The sequence below is a fragment of the Stenotrophomonas pictorum JCM 9942 genome (assembly GCF_001431585.1).
Classification (GTDB): domain Bacteria; phylum Pseudomonadota; class Gammaproteobacteria; order Xanthomonadales; family Xanthomonadaceae; genus Stenotrophomonas; species Stenotrophomonas pictorum.
Genome location: NZ_LLXS01000010.1, coordinates 85,652 through 105,578, shown reverse-complemented (window position 1 = coordinate 105,578; position 19,927 = coordinate 85,652). Strand labels below are relative to the sequence as shown.

Here is a 19,927-nt window from a genome sequence, read left to right as displayed (position 1 = left end):
TTTTTCAACAGAATAGGCCGATAGGCGTCTCTGATCAGCAAGTAGCCCGGGTAAGCAACGCGCACCCGGGATTTCTTGGATACCTGCATTGCGGTGTTTCCCCGGGTGCGGCCGATGGCCTGACCCGGGCTACCCGGCTGCTCGGAACGTCGAGCTCTTTGCCAGAACAGCGAAGCAATCTGCTCGGCGCGCCGGGTACCCGAGCTCGGAAGACGGAGCTTTTTGCCCGGACGACGGAGCAATCTGCCCGGAGTCCCCGAGCTTTTTGCTCGGCGTGCGGAGCTGTTTGCTCGGGCCGCCGGGTACCTGAGCTCGTAATGCCGGGCTTTTTGCTCGGTTGATGGAGCAATTTGCCCGGAGTCCCGAGCTTTTTGCTCGGCGTTCGGGACTATTTGCTCGGCACGTCGAGCTTTTTGCTCGGAGCGCCGGGCTACGAGCCCGGAAGGCGGGGCGATCTGCCCGCTATCTACCCAAGATCTGCCTGCCATCAGGCCGCTATCTACCTGCGCGACGCCCCACCCTCACGGGCTCAGCACCGTGCTGTGCCCCAGTCCGCGGGTCTTGCGTACCTGGATCTGCACCGGGATGCGTTCCTTGACGGCATCGACGTGGCTGATGACGCCGATCAGCTTGCCTTGGGCGTTGAGGCTGTCCAGTGCGTCCAGGGCGACATCCAGCGAATCCGGGTCGAGGCTGCCAAAGCCTTCGTCAAGGAAGAAGGAGTCGATGCGGGTCTTGTGACTGACCAGATCCGACAGCCCCAGCGCCAGCGCCAGGCTGACCAGGAAGCTCTCGCCACCGGACAGGGTGCGGGTGTCGCGGCGGGCGTCGGCCTGCCAGGTGTCGAGCACGCTCAGGGCCAGGCCGGTGCCGGCGCGGGCCAGCAGGTAGCGGCCGCCGTCGAGCCGCTGCAGGTGCTGGTTGGCCAGCCGCACCAGCTGGTCCAGGGTCAGGCCCTGGGCGAAGGTGCGGAACTTGTCGCCCTGCGCCGAGCCGATCAGGCCATTGAGGTGCTGCCATTGCTCCAGCCGCGCGCCAGCCTCGGCGATCTGCGCCTGCAGCGCCTGCAGGCCGCGGCGCTGGGCCTGATCCAGCTCCAGCCGGGTGCGCAGCTGCGTGGTCTGGTCACGTGCCTGCGCCACCGCCGCCTCGCTTTCCTGTGCCTGCCGCTGCAGCTGTTCGACATCGGCATCGCTGCGCGGGCTGGCCTGCAGCTCCTGCTCGCGCTCGCGCAACTGCGCCGCACGGCTGCGGGCATCGGCCAGTGCCTGCGCCAGCGCCTCCTGCTGCGCCTGCAGCGATGCGCGCTGCTCGGGCGGCAGACGGGCGGCCAGCAGTGCTTCGACGTTGGCGAAGCCGTGTTCGCGCAGCGCCGCATCGAGCCGGGTTTCGGCCTGACGCAGATCCTGCGTTCGGCTCTCCAGCAGCACCTCGGCCGCGTGCGCTTCGGCGGCGGCACGCTGCAGCTGTTGCTGCACCTGTTCCAGTGCGGCGATGGCCTGGCGCAGCGCGGCAGCGGGTTCGGCCACCGCCGCCAGCGCCGGCCCCGGCGCGGCGGCATGACCGCTGTCGTCCCAGCGCTGCTGCCAGTGACGGCCCTGCGCGTCGGCCTGTCCGGCATCGCTGCGGCGTTGCACCAGCAGCTGCTGCAACTGCTGCAGTTCCGCCTCGCGCTGACGCCATTGCGTCCACTCCTGTTCGCGCTGCTGCAGCCATGCGCCGCTATCGGCAGGCAGCTCGCCTCCGGGCAGATCGGCCGACAACCGCTCGCGCAGACGCTCGCTCTCGCCGACCGCCGCCGCGTGGTGCTCGCGCGACTCCTGCTCGCGGCCGGCAGCCAACGCCAGCGCCTCGCGCAGGCCCAGCAGCCGGGTGTCGTGCCGATCCAGCGCCAGTTGCTGTTCATTGCAGTGCTGCTGCGCGGCCTGCAGCGCGGTCTGCAACTTTTCGAGCCGGGCGACCTGCTCGCTGAGCTGCGTGCCTGCGGCACGGGTTGCGTCCAGCTCGGCCTGCAGGGCGGTCTGTTCATCGCCTTCGCCGAGCGCCAGCTGCAGCTGCGCACAATGCGCCGCCCACGCGTTGCCGAGCGCGAGGTACTGCCCGTCCAACGCCTGCAGCTGTTGTCCAGCCCGGCTCAGTTCCGCTTGCCGTGTCGCACGCTGCAGCTCACAGCGCTGCTGGTGTTCATAGGCCTGCCGGTACTGCTGTTCGGCGGCGCTGGCGGCGGCCTGCGCGGCACTGGGGTCCAGCTGCCGGTACTGCTCGATGGCCGGGTGTTCGGTGGCGCCACACAGCGGGCAGGCCTGCCCGTCTTCCAGTGCGGCGCGATGTCCGGCCAGATCCATGATCTGCCGTTCCAGTGTGGCGATGCGCTGGCGATCGTCCCAGCTGGCCTTGGCTGCTACCAGCGCGGTCTGCGCCGCTGACAGCTGCTGCTCGTCATCGACCAGGGCGGCCTGCAGCTGCTGCAGCTGTGCCTGTTCGTCGCGGATCTGCGCACGCAGCATCTGCCGTTTTTCCGCCAGCGGCGAAAGATCACGCAGGCTGCCATAGCGCTCACGCAGCTGGTCGCGCGAGGCGCGCAGCGCGTCCAGACTGGTGCCGGTGCTGGCGGCGTTGAACTGTCCGGCCTGTGTGTCCCGCTGGGCGATGGCCTGTTCCAGTGCGCTCGCCAGCCCTGCCCGCTCGGCCTCGCCGGCCTGCAGCTGCGCCTGCGCCTGGGCGTGTTTGCCGGCGGCGTCGCCCAGCGCCTGCTGGGCCTGAGTCTGCCGCTGGCTGGCCTTCTGCAACTGGATGAATCCGGCGCGCCAGCCCGGCAGCTGTTCGCCGAGCTGCGCATGGGCGGCAACACCGGTCTGGATCGCCTGCAGCTGGTCAAACCGCTGCTGGTCGCGGTGCAACGCCTCGTTGCTGGCCTGCACGCTGTGCCGCGCCAGCTGCAGGCATTGCCACAGACCATTGCGCTCCAGTTCGCGGTGTCCGGCGTGCCGCTGCTGCGCACGTTCGCGACCCTCGCTGGCCTCGGCCCGCGCCCGTTGCGCCTGCTGCCAGTGGCTGTACGCCGGCCATGCGCCTTCGGCCGGCTGTGCGCGCAACAGGCGCTCGCGCGCCGGCGCGGCCTCCTCCAGCGCCTGCTGCGCGGCGCCCGTGTCCGCGTCGGCCATACGCAACTGCGCCTGCACCCGGTCCAGCTCCTGCCGCCAGGCCAGTGCCTCGCGGCTGTGCTGCTGCGCGGCCAGCAGCGGCGGCAACTGCGCGGCCAGCTGCTCTGCCTGTTCCTGCAGCGCCGCGCGCTCGGGTTCCGGCAGCAGCTGCACGCCGCCGGCACGGGCCTGCAACTGCTCCACCTCGCGCTTGCGCTGCTCGGTCTGCTGGTACACGCGCTGGGAAATGTCGCTGTAGATATCGGTGCCGGTGAGCTGTTCCAGCAGCTCGGCGCGGTCCTTGTCGGAGCTGTTGAGGAAGTCGGCGAACTGGCCCTGCGCCAGCAGCACCGAGCGGGTGAAGCGGTCGAAATCCAGCCCGGTGCGGGCCTCGGTCTCCTCCAGCTTCTCCTTGATCGAGGTGGTGATGATGCGGCCGTCGGCCAGCGCCAGCTCCACCTGCGGCGCCTGCAGGCGGCCATCAACCTTGTCGCGCGCACGCCGCTGCGCCCAGAACGCGCGGTAGCGCTGGCCACGGCTCTCGAACTCCACCTCGGCCAGGCAGTCGGCGGTGTGCTCGGTCATCAGCGGATTGTGCGCGGCCGAGAGGGTGGCCATGCGCGGGGTGCGATGGAACAGCGCCAGGCAGATCGCGTCCAGCAGCGTGGTCTTGCCGGCACCGGTCGGCCCGGTGATGGCGAACAGGCCATCGGCAAAGGCCGGCGCGGTGAAATCGATATGGGTTTCGCCCTTGAGCGAATTGAGGTTCTTCAGCCGCAGCGAGAGGATTTTCATGCCGGCTCCCCGCCTTCGATATCGGCCAGCACCTGCTCGAAACAGGCATGCAGCTCGACCACCCGTTCCTCCGGAAGCTCCTGCTCCTGCGCCAGCCGCTGCGCGAACACCTCGCGCGGCTGCAGTTCATCCAGATGCTGGCCGGCGTCCGCCTCGATCACCGCGGTGATGCTGCTGCGCTTGCGGCGGATACGCAGCACCTCCAGCGGCAACGCTTCGACCAGTGCGGCGATACGGCTTTGCAGATCGGGCAGGTAGTCGTCGATCTCCACGGTGACCTCGACCCAGCCCCGCTGCCCGGCGGGAACCTGTGCCGCCACATCCGCCAGTTGCTGCGGCAGGCCGGCCAGGGTGCCGGCTACTCGTGCCAGCACCCGGAAACGCGGCACCGGCAATGGCGTCACCGACTGCAGCTGCTCGCCGTCCAACTCCACCAGCAGCACCTGCTTGACCTGCCCGACCTCGTCGAAACTCAGCGGAATCGGCGAGCCGCTGTAGCGGATGTGCTCCAGCCCGCCGACCTTCTGCGGCTGGTGGATATGGCCCAGCGCGATATACGCGGCCGGCGGAAACGCGCTGGTGGGAAAGGCGTTGAGCGAGCCGACATAGATCTCGCGCACCGAATCGCTGGTGCTGGCCCCGACCGTGGTGAGGTGGCCGGTGGCGACGATCGGCAGCGGCGCGGCTTCGGCCTCGCGCATCGCCACGGCAGCGGCATGGATGCGCGCGTAGTGCGCCGCGATGCCCTCCATCATCGCGCCGCGCTTGTCATCGGCGCTCTGCCCGGCCTCGCTGCGCGCCACATCGCGGGCGCGGATGAAGGGCACCGCGCACAGGATCATGCCCGGCGCGCCAGCGCGACCGGGAATGCGATGGACATGCTCGCCCGGCTCGGCCAGCAACGTGGGCACCACCAACGTGTCCAGCCGCGCCAGCAACCCGCGCGACTCGGACAGCATCGCCGGCGAATCGTGGTTGCCGCCCAGCACCACCAGCCGCGCGCCGGTATCGCGCAAGGCGACGATGAACTGGTTGTACTGCTCGCGCGCGTAGCTGGGCGGGGTGCCGGTATCGAACACGTCGCCGGCCACCAGCACCGCATCGACCTGGTGCTCACGCACCTGCCCGATCAGCCAGTCCAGAAACGCCGCATGTTCGGCTTCGCGCGACTGGCCGAGGAAGTTCTGGCCCAGGTGGAGATCGGAGGTGTGCAGCAGGCGCATGTGGGGCGGTTCCCGGAAGGAAGCGGATGGCGCGGAGCGCATCCGGTGTGGCGAAGAGCGGCAAGTGTGCACCGCCGGCGATGCTGCGGCCATGCCAGCACGGCGGCGTCGCAGCCGCTGCGACCGGGCCACCCCGCCCGACGGTGCGCTTCACGCATCCGGTGCGGTTTTGCGGCACGCTTGCGGCAACCGATAAGGAGGCTGGGCGATGAACAAGGTGCTGCTGGCGATACTCCTGGTCCTGCTCGTGGCCATCGGCGGTTATGTCGCCGCCGGCCCCTACCTGGCGATCCACGGCATCAGCGAGGCGATCGAGAAGCGGGATACCGCACAGCTCTCGCGCTACGTGGATTTCCCGGCACTGCGGGCCAACCTGAAAGCGCAGCTGAGCGACTATGTGGTCCGCCGCGGCGGACCGGAGCTGCAATCGAGCCTGCTGGGCGCGGTGGCACTGGGCGTGGCCGGCGATCTGGCCGGCGCCGGGGTCGATACGCTGGTCACACCGGCCGGTATCGGCGCCCTGCTCCAGGGCCAGGACGTGTGGAAACGGGCGACCGGCGACACGGCCGGTGGCGACACCTGGGCGCCGCCTACCCCGGCCAGACCGTTGCAGGGCGCGCATCACCGCTACGAATCGTTCTCGCGTTTCACCGCCACCACGCAGACCCGCGACGGACGCGCCATCGTGTTCGTGCTGTCGCGCGACGGGCTGCAGTGGCGACTGAGCAACATCCTCCTGCCGCTGGACCAGGCGCCGGGCTGATCCCGGCGCCTGTGGGGTTCAGGCGATCCGGCGCACCTGCGGCACTTCACGGTCGGCCAGGAAGGCTTCCAGCGAATCGTCCATCGCCTCCATCCACGGGGTGTGGTGCGGTGGCGCCAGCGTGCCGGTCAACACCGAGCGGTAGCTGCGGTTTCGATAGCCGAGGATGTCGGCCTGCTTGTCGTGCTTCCACTCCTTGAACAGCGCGGCGACCGCTTCGACATTGAAGTCCGGGTAGTCGGTGGCATCGAGCAGGTCCCGCACGTAGGCGGTCTGGAAATCGATGTCCTCCTCCACCGAGGTGGTGGCTTCCTCGCGCGCCAGCCAGGCTTCGCTGTCGGCACGCATCGCCGCCGCATCAGGCAAGGTCACCCGGCCGAGGATCTCGTCGCGCACATACCAGGCCTGCGCGTCGAACATGTTGAAGGTGTAGTACTGGTCCTGCATGCCCAGGTAGACCAGCTTGGGGTTGTCGATCCAGAACACGCCCTTGTACAGGTCGCCCGGATACAGGCGGTTGCGCGTGCGCAGGGTCAATTCGTCCGGCAGGAACGGAAAGTGATGCTGGTAGCCGGTGCACAGCACGATCGCATCGACCTTGCGCGAGCTGCCGTCGGCAAAGTGCGCGATATCGTCTTCCAGCCGCAGCAACAGCGGCCGTTCCTCGAAGGTCTCGGGCCAGTCATAGCCCATCGGCGCGCTGCGGTAGCTGAAGGTGACCGACCTGGCGCCGTACTTGTAGCACTGCGTGCCAATGTCTTCCGCCGAGTAGCTGCTGCCGACCAGCAGCAGGTCCTTGCCGCTGAACTCGCAGGCATCACGGAAGTCATGGGCATGCAGTACCCGGCCCGGAAAGCGTTCCAGACCTTCGAAGAACGGCGCATTGGGCGTGGAGAAATGGCCCGTGGCCACGATCACCCGGTCGAACTGTTCGGTGACCAGCTCGTCCTTCTTCAGGTCACGCACGGTGACGGTGAACAGGCCGGTGTCCTGGTTGTAATCCACCCACTGCACGGCCATGTTGAAGCGGATCTGGTCGCGCACGCCGCTCTTCTCGATGCGCCCCATGATGTAGTCGCGCAGCACCGCACGCGGCGGATAGGAGGCGATGGGCCGGCCGAAGTGCTCCTCGAAACTGTAGTCGGCGAACTCCAGCGCTTCCTTCGGTCCGTTGGACCACAGGTAGCGGTACATGCTGCCGTGCACCGGTTCTCCATAGGCGTCCAAGCCGGTGCGCCACGTGTAGTTCCACATTCCGCCAAGGTCGGACTGTTTTTCATAACAGACGATCTCGGGCACCTCCGCGCCGGCCCTGCGGGCTGATTCGAACGCACGAAGTTGGGCCAGACCACTGGGGCCGGCGCCAAGAATGGCGATACGCATGGTCATTCGGTTTTTTCTCCTGTGTAGCGGCCGCATCGACAAGGCGATGCAGTACTGCGCAAGGGCGCATATGAAGCGCCACGCAGGAGACAGCTGTCCAGACCCGCGTGGCGCGCGAATACCCGGCAACTGCCATTGGCAGTCACGTCGCAACGGGAATGGCGGAACGCAAACGTCGCCGATCGGGAACAAGCCCCGCCCCGTTGGATACCAGGTGGGTGCGATGCGAGTGGAATCTGCCGCGGTACTGCAGATCGATGCGCGGCGCGACGCCGCAAGGGGATACTCGCAAAAGCCGCCCCATCCTAACATGGACATCACGCCGCCCCGCAAATGCGGGACGGCGGAAAACCGTCAAAAACCCCGGGAAATCAGCCTGCGTTGGCTACACCGTGCGGCACATGACCGGCAGCGACATGCTGCCTGGCACTGTCGATGTTGTGCTGCGAATCGTCGAAAAAAATGTCGGCGCCGAAGGCTTCCAGGAACGGGCCCTTGTGCCGGCCCCCGAGGAACAGGGCCTCATCCAGACGCACGCCCCATTCGCGCAGGGTGCGGATCACCCGCTCATGGGCCGGTGCCGAACGCGCGGTGACCAGCGCGGTGCGGATCGGCGCATTCTCGCCTGCCGGGAAGGCCGCCTGCAGCGCGTGCAGGGCGGCCAGGAAATTGCGGAACGGGCCACCACTGAGCGGCTCGTGTGCGCGCTCCTGCTCGTGCCGGCCGAATGCCTCCACGCCCTGCTCGCGCGAGATGCGCTCGCTCTCATCGCCGAAGATCACCGCATCCCCGTCGAAGGCGATACGCAGCTGCGCAGGACAACGGCCGGTATCCAGCGGTTCGTGGGCGGCGGCCAGGGTCTCGCCCGGCGCCTTGGGCAGGATGGTGGCGGCGGCGATGCCATGCACCAGCGCCCGCCGTACCGACTCGGGATTGGCCGACAGGAACAGGTCGGTACCGAACGGTTTGGCGTAGGGCCAGGTCGGCTCGCCGGCGGTGAAGGTGGCGCGCACGATATCCAGCCCGTAGTGCTGGATCGAATTGAAGATGCGCAGGCCCGTGTCGGCGGAGTTGCGCGAAAGCAGGATCACTTCCACCCGCGGCGTCTCGCCCGGTACGCCGGCATTCAAGGACAGCAGCTTGCGTACCACCGGAAACGCCACGCCGGGCTTGAGCACATCGTCCTCGTGTTCGCGCTGGTAGGCCGCATAGGCTTCCAGCCCGTCGCGCTCGAACAGCGCATGCCCCTCCTCCAGATCGAACAGCGCCCGCGAGGTCACGGCCACGGTGAGAAGTCTTGGTGAGTTGTCGCCCATATGCTGCTTTTTTCCGAATCAATTGAACCATCTGGCCGGGACGTCCCGGTGCGTGGCCAGCGCGGCCATGACGGGCGTGCCGTCAAAACATGAACTGCTCGCTGAGGATGCGTTCTTCCAGGTTGTGTTCCGGGTCGAACAGCAAGGTCACCTGGCGCTCGCGCGACTCGCGGATGGTCACTTCCACCACGTCGCGGGTCTCATGCGAATCGGCGGTGACGCTGACCGGCCGCTTGTACGGATCGAGCACGCGGAAGCGCACCTCGGTATCGGCCTTGAGGATCGCGCCCCGCCAGCGGCGCGGACGATATGGTGCCAGCGGCGTCAGGGCGATGGTGTTGGAGCCCAGCGGCAGGATCGGCCCGTGCGCCGAGTAGTTGTAGGCGGTGCTGCCAGCCGGGGTGGAGACCAGCACGCCATCGCAGATCAGCTCGGCCACCCGTTCCTGGCCGTTGAGGTCGATACCGATATGCGCCGCCTGCCGAGTCTGCCGCAGCATCGACACATCGTTGTAGGCCAGCGAGCCGGTGGTGGTGCCCGATTCGGTCTGCGCGATCATCTCCAGCGGGCGCAGGTGCGCCGGCTCGGCCATCGCCAGCCGGTCCATCAGCTCGTCATCGCGGTGCTGGTTCATCAGGAAACCGACCGTTCCCAGCTTCATGCCGAACACCGGTTTGCCCATGCCACCGTGGCGGTGCAGGGTCTGCAGCATGAACCCGTCGCCGCCCAACGGACACAGCACGTCGGCATCATCGGGATCGAAATCACCATAGCGCGCGACCAGCGCGGCACGTGCCGTCTGGGCCTGCGCGGTGTTGCTGGCGAGAAAAGCGATACGGGGGGAAACAGTCATCGTCGGCTCCAACGCAGGTGCCGAGCATACCTTGCGGCCGGAAAGACGACAGCCCCGGCAAGGGCGGGGCTGTCGTTTCCTTTATCGCGGCAAACGGGTGTCCCGGGAGGCCGGGGCACCCGTCCGGTCTCAGGCGCCGTGCGCGGCCAACTGGCCCAGACGCTGCACCGCCACCGACACGGTCGGGTAGTCCAGCGTCTTCTGCTCGGCCAGTTCGGCCAGCATACCCAGCGTGAAGCGCAGGCCGCTGTCATCGCGCTTGAGCCACGCGGCAACCTTGGCCTCGGCACCGGTGCCGCGCATGGACAGCACCTGGCCGGCCAGGCTGCACTGGTGTGCGGCCAGTTCGTCGCGCAGCACGCCCCGGGCCACCGCATGCCAGCGGCCGTTGACCTCCAACGCGTCGATCTGCTCGAACAGCCACGGCATCTGCAGGGCTTCACCCAGACGGAAGTGCACCTTGGACACCTCCACCGGCTTGAGCTTGCGGGTGCGTGCCAGTTCGATGATGTCGAACGCCGGCTCCAGGAACTGCAGTTCCGACAGCTGCTGCGCCAGTGCCGCCGGCAGCCCCTTCCGCTTCCATTCCTGGACGCTGGCCTCATACGCCGGGCGCTGCGAGTCGGGCAACACGCCCGAGGCGACGCGGATATCGTTGAACGCGGCCTGGTAGCGCTCCACCGCCGCGGTGATACCCGGCATGGCGCCCGGACGCGACAGCAGCCAGCGCACGAACGAGCGCTGCAGCTTCCAGATCACTTCCAGCGCATCGACCTGCACCGCTTCAGGTAGCGTGCCGTCGAGCGCGTCGATCTGCGCCCACAACGCGCGGGCATCGAGCGTCTCTCGGCTGATGGTGTAGGCCTTGGCGACCTCGGCGATGCTGCGGCCGGTGTCCTCCTGCATCCGCATCAGGAACGTCGCGCCCATGCGGTTTATGGTCTGGTTGGTCACCGCCGTGGCGATGATTTCGCGCTTCAGGCGGTGACGCTCCATCGCGTCGGCGTACTTCTTCTGCAGCGGCTGCGGGAAATAGCGCAGCAGCTCCTTGGACAGGTACGGATCTTCGGGGATGTCCGAGTCCAGCAGCTGCTGGAACGCGACCATCTTCGAATACGACAGCAGGATCGCCAGCTCCGGACGGGTCAGGCCCTGGCCGCGCAGCTTGCGTGCCGACAGCTCCGCATCGGAGGGCAGGAACTCGATCTGTCGATCGAGCAGGCCCTGTTTCTCCAGCGTGCGGATGAAGTGCTGCTTGGAGCCCAGACGGGTGGTGCTCATGCGCTCCATCACGCTCAGCGCCTGGTTCTGACGGTAGTTGTCCATCAGCACCAGCTCGGCCACCTCGCCGGTCATCGACGCCAGCAGCTTGTTGCGCTGGTCGACGCTGAGCTTCCCGGCGCGCACCACGTCGTTGAGCAGGATCTTGATGTTGACTTCGTGGTCGGAGGTGTCGACACCGGCCGAGTTGTCGATGAAGTCGGTGTTGAGCAGTACGCCGGCCTGCGCGGCATCGATGCGGCCGAGCTGGGTCATGCCCAGGTTGCCGCCCTCGCCCACGATCTTGCAGCGCAGCTCGCCGCCGTTGACGCGCAGCCCGTTGTTGGCGCGGTCGCCGACATCGGCATGGGTCTCGGTCGCGGATTTGACGTAGGTGCCGATGCCGCCATTCCACACCAGATCCACCGGCGCCCGCAGCGCGGCGCTGATCAGCTCGGTCGGGGTCATCGCCTTGATACCGGCGTCGATGCCCAGCGCCTCGCGCACTTCCGGAGTGATCTCGATCGACTTGAGCGAACGCGGGTAGATGCCACCGCCCTTGCTGATCAGCTTGCTGTCATAGTCCGCCCAGCTCGAACGCGGCACCTTGAACATGCGCGCGCGTTCCTTGAAGGACGTCGCCGCCACCGGGTTCGGGTCCAGGAAGATGTGGCGGTGGTCGAACGCACAGACCAGGCGGATGTGCTCGGACAGCAGCATGCCGTTGCCGAACACGTCGCCGGACATGTCGCCGATGCCGACCACGGTGAAATCCTGCTTCTGGCAGTCGCGGCCCAGCGCACGGAAGTGGCGCTTGACCGACTCCCACGCACCGCGCGCGGTGATGCCCATGCCCTTGTGGTCGTAACCGACCGAACCACCCGAAGCGAAGGCGTCGTCCAGCCAGAACCCGTGCGCACGGGCGATGCCGTTGGCGGTGTCGGAGAACGTCGCGGTGCCCTTGTCGGCCGCCACCACCAGGTACGGATCGTCCTGGTCGTGCCGCACCACACCCACCGGCGGCACGACCTTGTCGTCGACGATGTTGTCGGTGATATCCAGCAGGCCGTTGATGAAGCGCTTGTAGCAGGCCACGCCTTCGGCGAACCAGGCGTCACGATCGACCGCCGGGTCCGGCAGCTGCTTGGCGAAGAAGCCGCCCTTGGAGCCGACCGGCACGATCACGGTGTTCTTCACCATCTGTGCCTTGACCAGACCCAGCACTTCGGTGCGGAAGTCTTCGCGACGATCCGACCAGCGCAGGCCGCCACGGGCCACCGGGCCGAAGCGCAGATGGGTGCCTTCCACGCGCGGGCCGCAGACGAAGATCTCGCGGTACGGGCGCGGCTTGGGCAGGTCCGGCACCTTGGCGGCGTCGAACTTGAAGCTGATGTAGTCGGCCGGGCCACCGTCGGCGCGCACGCCGTCCTTGCGCGGCATGAAGTAGCTGGTGCGCAGCGTGGCTTCGATCACGCCGATGAAGCTGCGCAGGATGCGGTCCTCATCCAGGCTGGAGACGCCATCGAGCAGTTTGATCAGCGCGTCATGGACAACCGCCATGCGCGCATCGCGCTTGCCCTTGCGTGCCTTGACCACGCCCTCGAGCAGCTTGAGGGTGGCGGCGTCGTCACCGGTCAGCGCCTTGAGCTGGGCCAGCTGTGCGTCCAGCACCGCCTTGTCGGTGGACGGGGCCGGCTCGAAGCGGGCTTCGAACAGCTCCACGATCAGCCGTGCCAGCAGCGGATAGCGGTTGAAGGTGCCTTCCACATAGGCCTGCGAGAACGGCACGCCGATCTGCAGCAGGTACTTGCAATAGCCGCGCAGCATCGACACCTGGCGCCAGTCCAGACCGGCGCCCAGCACCAGCCGGTTGAAACCGTCGTTCTCGGCCTCGCCATGCCATACCTTCGCGAACGCCTCGCAGAAGGTGGGATTGGCCGCCGCCACGTCGATACCGGCCAGCAGTGATTCGACCTCGAAGTCCTGCACGTAGACCGGCGCGTTGTCGACCATCAGCCGGTACGGCCGCTCGGCCATGACCCGCAGGCCCATGTTTTCCATCATCGGCAGCACGTCGGACAACGGAATGTCCTTGAGCTGGCGGTAGAGCTTCAGTCGCAGACCGTCCACGCCATCACGGCGCAGCGCGTGCAGGTTCAGGCGCAGATCGTCAGGACCGGTCAGTGCGTCGAGCTGGGCCACGTCGGCCGCCGCGATTTCAGCACTGGAATCTTCGATATACCCCGCCGGCAGTGCCTTGCCGATACGCGAGGCGATGCGCAGCCCCTCGGTTTCCCCGTGACGGGCGATCAGTGCTTCACGCAGATCGTCCTGCCAGTTGCGCAATACATTAGCCAAACGCTTCTCCAAATCGCCGGTATCCGGCTCCAGACTTCCACCGGCCTTGGGCCGGACGATGAGATGTACCTGTGCCAGCGGAGAATCCCCCAGCACCACGTGGGAGTCGACGTACTCGCCCTGCAGCGCTTCGCGCAACATGGCCTCGATACGCAGACGCACATCCGTATTGAACCGTTCACGCGGCAGGAACACCAGCGCGGAGATGAAACGGCTGAACTTGTCGCGGCGCAGGAACATGCGACTGCGCACGCGCTCCTGAAGACCCAGCACGCCCATCGCCACGTTGAAAAGTTCGTCTTCGCTGCACTGGAACAGCTCTTCGCGCGGCAGCGATTCGATGATGTGGCGCAGCGCCTTGCCGCTGTGGCTGGAGGCACTCAGCCCCGCACGCTGCATCACGTTCTCATAGCGCAGGCGCACCAGCGGGATTTCCCACGGACGCCGGCTGTAGGCGCTGGAAGTGAACAGACCCAGGAAGCGCTGCTCGCCGATGATCCTGCCCTTGGCATCGAACTCCAGGACGCCGATGTAGTCCATATAGCCGCCGCGGTGGATCCGCGAACGGGCGTTGGTCTTGGTCAGGATCAATGCATCGGTCAGGCCACTGGTGGTGTTCAGGCCCTGTGCCGCCAGGCCCTTGACCGGCCGTGCGACCGACCCGTCCGAGCCGCGCATCAGGCCCAGACCGGTACCCTTCTGCGCGACCAGCACCTCTTCGCGGCCCTGCTTTTCGACCTTGTACTCGCGGTAGCCGAAGAAGGTGAAGTGGTTGTCGGCGGCCCAGCGCAGGAACTCCTGCGCCTCAAGGCGCGAGGCCTTGCTGACCGGCAAGGCGCGCTTGCCCAGATCCCCGGCCAGTGCCAGCGCCTGGTCACGCATCGGCTTCCAGTCTTTGACGATCGCGCGCACGTCCTCGAGCACCGCACTGATGCGCTTGGCTACCGCCTCCAGCCCGGCGGCGGGCTGCCGGTCGATTTCCAGCAGCATCACCGACTCCGCCGCGCCCTCGCCCACTCCGGAGAGTTTTCCGGCCTTGTCACGGGCCAGCACGATCACCGGATGCCCCAGCACATGCACGCCGATGCCCTGCTCGGCCAGTGCCAGCGACACGGTATCGACCAGGAACGGCATGTCGTCGTTGACGATCTGCAGCACCGTATGAGGCGATTCCCAGCCATCGGCCTTCAGTGTCGGATTGAACGCCCGCACGTTGGCCTTGCCCGGCTTGCGCACGCGCACGAACTCGAACATGTCGGCGGCAAGCACCGCCCACTCCTCGGCCGAGTGCAGACAAAACTCGTCCGCCTCCATCCGCTTGTAGAACGCCGACGCGAACGCCACCGCCTGGCTCTGCGCGGCAACGGGGTATCGCTTCCGCAACGCTGAAAAAACGGGTTCTAGTGACAGGCCGGCCTGCAGGACAGTCTCTTTGGCTACCGGCTTGCGTTTCGGTTGGGTGGACTTGGCAGCGCTGTTTTGCGATTTCATAACGGAGCTTTTGGGTGGTGCTCGTTGGAGAATCGGCGATTGTATCTCCGGCAACCAAAAGAGCCTTGCTGCATGGCGGCATAGAAAAAGTCGCGTAACACACGCCCCGCAATGGTTTGCCGCTCATCGCGCGGCCCTTGCCCGCACGTTTTCCCGATGTCGGAAACGGTCGCTTGCCCATAGCATCTCCGCCTCGTCCCCTCCGGTTTCTAAACGGCGGAAAACCTGTATTAATTCTGTACTGGACGGTATAGTCCAGACCCTGTGCAGACCTCCGACGCCAACACCCGCACCAACGACGCCCGCGACCAGCGCGTGTTCGACGCCGTGCGCGAGCTGCTGGCCATCCAGGGCATGCGGCTGAGCATGGACGCGGTGGCCGCCCAGGCCGGCTGCTCCAAGCAGACCCTCTACAGCCGCTATGGCTGCAAGCGCGACCTGTTGCGCAAGGCGATGCAGCTGCATGTCTCCACCGCGACATCCGCGCTCTCGGCCTGCCGTGAGACGCCGCTGCGGCAAATCCTGCTGGATTTCGCCCTCGGTTATCTGGAACACCGCAACCAGCCACGCAACCGCCAGACCTCGCAGGTGATCGGCGCCAGCGCCCATGAATTCCGCGAAGAAGCGCGGTTCATGTACCAGGGCAGTGCCGAAGCCCTGCGCGATCACGTAGCTGAATGGATGCGAACCGAGATTGCCGATGGCCGCCTGATCCATGACGACCCGCATTTCATGGCCGAACTGTTAATAAGCATGATCTGCGGCCAAGAGTTCGAACGACAGCGCTTCCATGTACCCCACCGCGAACATGCCCGACAACGGCGCCAGTGGGCTGAATTCGCGATCGACAGCTTCCTCCGCGCGTTCGCCGCGCCAGCCGAAGCGGCCGTTCCTCCCAATAAAAACAACACCCGGAGCTCCTCCCGATGACCGCCCCGTTTCGCGCCCTTGCGCTCTCCTTCGTCGCCGCGCTTTCTTTGGCGGCCTGCAAGAAAGAACAGGCCCAGACTGCTCCACCACCGCCCGAAGTGGGCGTCATCGCCGCCGAGCCGAAAACCCTGCCGCTGCAGCGCGAGCTGGTCGGCCGGCTGTCGCCCTTCCGCTCGGCCGACGTCCGCGCCCGGGTGGCCGGCGTGCTGCAGAAGCGCGTCTATGAGGAAGGCAGCAACGTCAAGGAAGGCCAGGTCCTGTTCCTGATCGACCCGGCCCCGTTGCAGGCCGCGCTGGCCTCGGCCGAAGGCGCACTGGCCTCGGCCCGTGCCAACTACGCCAATGCCCGCGCCACCGCCAACCGGGCCCGCTCACTGGCCCCGCAGAAGTTCGTCTCCAAGTCGGATCTGGACAATGCCGAAGCCGCCGAGCGCAGCGGCGCCGCGGCGGTGCAGCAGGCTGAAGCCGCTGTCCAGAGCGCTCGCATCAATCTCGGCTACGCCCGCGTCACTGCGCCCATCGCCGGCCTGGCCGGCAAACAGCAGGTGACCGAAGGTGCGCTGGTCGGCCAAGGGGAAGCCACCTTGCTGACCACCGTCGACCAGATCGATCCGTTGTATGTGAATTTCTCGATGTCCGCCGATGAGCTGAGCCTGCTTCGCGCGGCCCAGGACAAGGGCGCGCTGGCACTGGCTGGCGACGGCAAGACCACGGTGCAGGTCAACCTGCCCGACGGCAGCCCGTATGCCCACGAAGGCACGCTGGACTTCTCCTCGCCGACGGTCGATCCGGCCACCGGCGCGGTGTCGCTGCGCGCGCAGCTGCCCAACCCCGACCACACCCTGCTGCCAGGCTCGTTCGTCAGCTTCAAGGCCAACCTCGGTGAGCGCAACAACGCCTTCCTGATCCCGCAGCAAGCCGTGCAACGCGACACCCAGGGCGGCTTCGTGCTGGTGGTGGGCAAGGATGGCAAGGTCGAGCGCAAGGCGGTCGTGCTGGACAGCCAGCAGGGCGGCAACTGGCTGATCTCTTCGGGACTGGCGGCTGACGACCAGGTCATCGTGTCGGGCATCCAGAAGGTCAAGGTGGGGAGCCCGGCCAAGGCGACCCCGTGGCAAGCCCAGGCTGCTGCCGCACCGGCCGCCGGCGCGCCGGCACCGGCGACGGAAAAGAAGAACTAACGGGACACCGCCATGCCTAAATTTTTCATCGATCACCCGGTATTCGCCTGGGTGGTGGCCATTCTGATCTCGCTGGGCGGTGTGATCTCGATCCTGAATCTGGGTATCGAGTCCTACCCCAGCGTGGCGCCGCCCCAGGTCACCGTTTCTGCCACCTACCCTGGCGCCAGCGCCTCCACGGCCGAAAAATCGGTCACCCAGGTCATCGAGCAGCAGCTGACCGGTATCGACAACCTGGTCTACTTCAACTCGTCGTCCTCCTCGTCCGGCCGGGTGACCATCACCCTGACCTTCGACAGCGGCACCGACGCCGACATCGCCCAGGTGCAGGTGCAGAACAAGGTGGCGCTGGCCACCCCGCGCCTGCCCTCGGAAGTGACCAAGCAGGGCGTGGTCGTCGCCAAGGCCAACGCCGGCTTCCTGATGGCCATCGGCGTGCGCTCCGATGACGGCAGCGTCGATCGCGACGCGCTCAACGACATCGTCGGTGCCCGCGTGCTGGAGCAGATCTCCCGCGTCCCGGGCGTCGGCAGCACCCAGCAGTTCGGCTCCGAGTACGCCATGCGCATCTGGCTCAACCCGGAGAAGCTGCAGGGCTACAACCTCTCCGCCACCGACGTCTACAACGCCATCGGTACCCAGAACCTGCAGTTCGCAGCCGGCTCGGTGGGCGGCGACCCGGCTCCCAACGGCCAGGCGTTCACCGCCACGGTAGCCGCCGAAGGCCGCTACACCTCGCCCGAAGAGTTCGAGAACACCATCCTGCGGGCCAATGTCGACGGCAGCGTGGTCAAGCTCAAGGACGTCGCCCGGGTGGCCTTTGGTGCGTCCAACTACGGCTTTGATACCAAGTACAACGGCAAGCCCGTCGCGGCCTTCGCCATCCAGCTGCTGCCCGGCGCCAATGCGCTGGACGTATCTGAAGCGGTGACCGCCAAGATGGACGAGCTGGCGCCCAGCTTCCCGCCGGGCGTGAGCTGGTTCACCCCGTTCGACAGCACCACCTTCGTCAAGATCTCGATCAAGGAAGTGGTCCACACCCTGATCGAAGCCATCGTGCTGGTGTTCCTGGTGATGCTGATCTTCCTGCAGAACTTCCGCGCGACGATCATCCCGACCCTGGTCATTCCGGTGGCCCTGCTTGGCACCTTCATGGGCATGCTGATGGTGGGCTTCACCATCAACCAGCTGACCCTGTTTGCGATGGTGCTGGCGATCGGCATCGTGGTCGATGATGCGATCGTGGTGGTGGAAAACGTCGAACGCATCATGACCGAGGAGGGACTGGCGCCCAAGGCGGCCACGCAGAAGGCCATGAGCCAGATCACCGGTGCGGTGGTCGCGATCACCGTGGTGCTGGCTGCCGTGTTCATCCCCAGCGCGATGCAGCCCGGCGCGTCGGGCGAGATCTACAAGCAGTTCGCGCTCACCATCGCCATCTCGATGGGCTTCTCCGCCCTGCTCGCCCTGAGCTTCACCCCGGCCTTGTGTGCGGCGTTCCTGCTGCCGACCCACAACGACAAGCCGAACTGGATCTACCGCACGTTCAACAAGTACTACGGCAAGCTGGAGCACCGCTACGTCGGCATGGTCGGCGGCGTGATCAAGCGCGCGCCGCGCTGGATGATGGTGTTCGGCCTGCTGGTGGTGCTGTGTGGCTTCCTGTTCACCCGCCTGCCGGGCAGCTTCCTGCCCGAGGAAGACCAGGGCTACGCGCTGGCCATCGTGCAGCTGCCGCCGGGTGCGACCAAGACCCGCACCAGCGCCGTGTTCGAACAGCTGCTGGGCACCATGCAGAACGAAGACGCCTTCGAAGGCATGATGCAGATCACCGGCTTCAGCTTCCTGGGCCAGGGCGAGAACGTCGGCATGGCGTTCATCCGCCTCAAGGACTGGAGCGAGCGCAAAGAGACCGCGCCGGAGTTCATCCAGGCCATGAACCGGAAGGCCTACGGCATCAAGGATGCGCAGATCTTCTTCGTCAACCTGCCGACCGTGCAGGGTCTGGGCCAGTTCGGCGGTTTCGACATGTGGCTGCAGGACCGTGCCGGTGCCGGCCAGGATGCGCTGATGGAGGCACGCAACACCCTGCTGGGTGCCGCCTCGCAGAACCAGTCGCTGGTGGGCGTGCGCCCCAACACCCTGGAAAACTCGCCGCAGCTGCAGTTGAAGGTGGACCGCATCAAGGCCCAGACCATGGGCGTGTCGGTCAACGACGTCTACACCGCCATCCAGATGATGCTGGCACCGGTGTATGTCAACGACTTCTTCTATGGCGGCCGCATCAAGCGGGTCAACATGCAGGCCGATGCGGCCTACCGCACCGGTCCGGAATCACTGAACAGCTACTTCGTACCGAGCTCGCTGAGCAAGGACGCCACCGGCCAGCCGGCGATGATCCCGCTCAGTGCGGTGGTCAAGTCCGAGTGGATCTACGCCCCGCCGGCGCTGAACCGCTACAACGGCTATTCGGCGGTCAATATCGTCGGCTCGCCGGCCCCGGGAACCAGCTCCGGCCAGGCCATGACCACGATGGAGAACCTGGTGCGCGACGACCTCCCGGCAGGCTTCGGCTTTGACTGGAGCGGCATGTCCTACCAGGAAATCCTGGCCGGCAACGCCGCGACGCTGCTGATGGTGCTGTCGATCGTGGTGGTGTTCCTGTGCCTGGCCGCACTCTACGAGAGCTGGTCGATCCCGGTTTCGGTGCTGCTGGTGGTGCCGATCGGCATCCTCGGCGCGGTGGTGTTCTCGCTGATGCGCGGCCTGCCCAATGATCTGTACTTCAAGATCGGCATGGTCACGGTGATCGGTCTGGCGGCGAAGAACGCGATCCTGATCGTGGAGTTCGCGGTCGAGCAGCGGGCGCTGGGCAAGACCCTGCGCGAGGCCACCATCGAAGCGGCGCACCTGCGCTTCCGCCCGATCCTGATGACCTCGTTCGCCTTCATCCTGGGCGTGCTGCCGATGGCCATCTCCACCGGTGCCGGCGCCAATGCGCGCCACTCGCTGGGTACCGGCGTAATCGGCGGCATGCTGTTCGCCACCGCCATCGGCGTACTGCTGATTCCACTGTTCTTCGTGACGGTACGCCGCGTCCTGGGCGACAAGCTCGATGAGAAGTCCAAGGCGTATCTGGACCAGCACCAGGCGCGTGCCGCCAAGGAAGACCGGTAAGCCCGGGGCCGTGGATGGCGCCCGATCGCGCCATCCACCGGTGCCCCCGGACAT

General features: G+C 66.7%; 10 protein-coding genes. 4 read left to right on the top strand and 6 right to left on the bottom strand.

Going from position 1 to position 19,927, the window contains the following annotated elements; genetic code table 11:
* Window positions 1–521: 521 nt before the first annotated feature.
* Both ARC78_RS04690 and sbcD read right to left on the bottom strand, forming a co-directional pair.
* A complete protein-coding gene (locus tag ARC78_RS04690; RefSeq protein ID WP_057505834.1) occupies window positions 522–3,938 on the bottom strand; it encodes an AAA family ATPase in 3,417 nt (1,138 codons plus the stop codon).
* Complete coding sequence (gene sbcD, locus ARC78_RS04685; RefSeq protein WP_057505833.1) at window positions 3,935–5,161, bottom strand: exonuclease subunit SbcD; 1,227 nt, start codon at window positions 5,159–5,161, stop codon at window positions 3,935–3,937. Before sbcD ends, ARC78_RS04690 begins: the two co-directional genes overlap by 4 nt.
* Before the next feature lie 208 nt (window positions 5,162–5,369).
* Between sbcD and ARC78_RS04680 the strand changes: the two genes are divergently transcribed.
* Entirely contained in the window at window positions 5,370–5,924 is a 555-nt protein-coding gene (locus ARC78_RS04680) for a DUF2939 domain-containing protein (protein WP_054658216.1), read from the top strand.
* 18 nt (window positions 5,925–5,942) lie between these two features.
* Here ARC78_RS04680 and ARC78_RS04675 read toward each other — a convergent pair whose 3' ends face one another.
* From ARC78_RS04675 to ARC78_RS04660, 4 genes are all read right to left on the bottom strand, one after another.
* Window positions 5,943–7,313: an NAD(P)-binding domain-containing protein gene (locus ARC78_RS04675; RefSeq protein ID WP_057505832.1), complete on the bottom strand. Its 1,371-nt coding sequence runs from the start codon at window positions 7,311–7,313 to the stop codon at window positions 5,943–5,945.
* 365 nt (window positions 7,314–7,678) lie between these two features.
* Window positions 7,679–8,623, bottom strand: coding sequence for a 5'-nucleotidase (locus ARC78_RS04670; RefSeq protein WP_057505831.1), 945 nt, complete (start codon window positions 8,621–8,623; stop codon window positions 7,679–7,681).
* Between the two features lie 82 nt (window positions 8,624–8,705).
* The gene (locus tag ARC78_RS04665; RefSeq protein WP_054658218.1) at window positions 8,706–9,476 is read right to left on the bottom strand and encodes an NAD kinase; all 771 of its coding nucleotides are present in this window, start codon (window positions 9,474–9,476) and stop codon (window positions 8,706–8,708) included.
* A 129-nt stretch (window positions 9,477–9,605) separates the two neighbouring features.
* Window positions 9,606–14,585 carry an NAD-glutamate dehydrogenase gene (locus ARC78_RS04660; protein WP_057505830.1) on the bottom strand — a complete coding sequence of 1,660 codons (4,980 nt, stop codon included), beginning with the start codon at window positions 14,583–14,585 and terminating at the stop codon, window positions 9,606–9,608.
* Between the two features lie 264 nt (window positions 14,586–14,849).
* Between ARC78_RS04660 and ARC78_RS04655 the strand changes: the two genes are divergently transcribed.
* The 3 genes from ARC78_RS04655 to ARC78_RS04645 are packed head-to-tail and all read left to right on the top strand — an operon-like array spanning window position 14,850 to window position 19,873.
* On the top strand, window positions 14,850–15,515 hold the full coding sequence (locus ARC78_RS04655) for a TetR/AcrR family transcriptional regulator C-terminal domain-containing protein (protein ID WP_054658220.1): 666 nt from the start codon (window positions 14,850–14,852) through the stop codon (window positions 15,513–15,515).
* On the top strand, window positions 15,512–16,696 hold the full coding sequence (locus ARC78_RS04650; protein ID WP_057505829.1) for an efflux RND transporter periplasmic adaptor subunit: 1,185 nt from the start codon (window positions 15,512–15,514) through the stop codon (window positions 16,694–16,696). The genes ARC78_RS04655 and ARC78_RS04650 overlap by 4 nt, the downstream gene beginning before the upstream one ends.
* A gap of 12 nt (window positions 16,697–16,708) precedes the next feature.
* Window positions 16,709–19,873, top strand: a complete 3,165-nt coding sequence (locus ARC78_RS04645) for a multidrug efflux RND transporter permease subunit (protein WP_054658488.1) — start codon at window positions 16,709–16,711, stop codon at window positions 19,871–19,873.
* The last annotated feature ends 54 nt before the right edge of the window (window positions 19,874–19,927 follow it).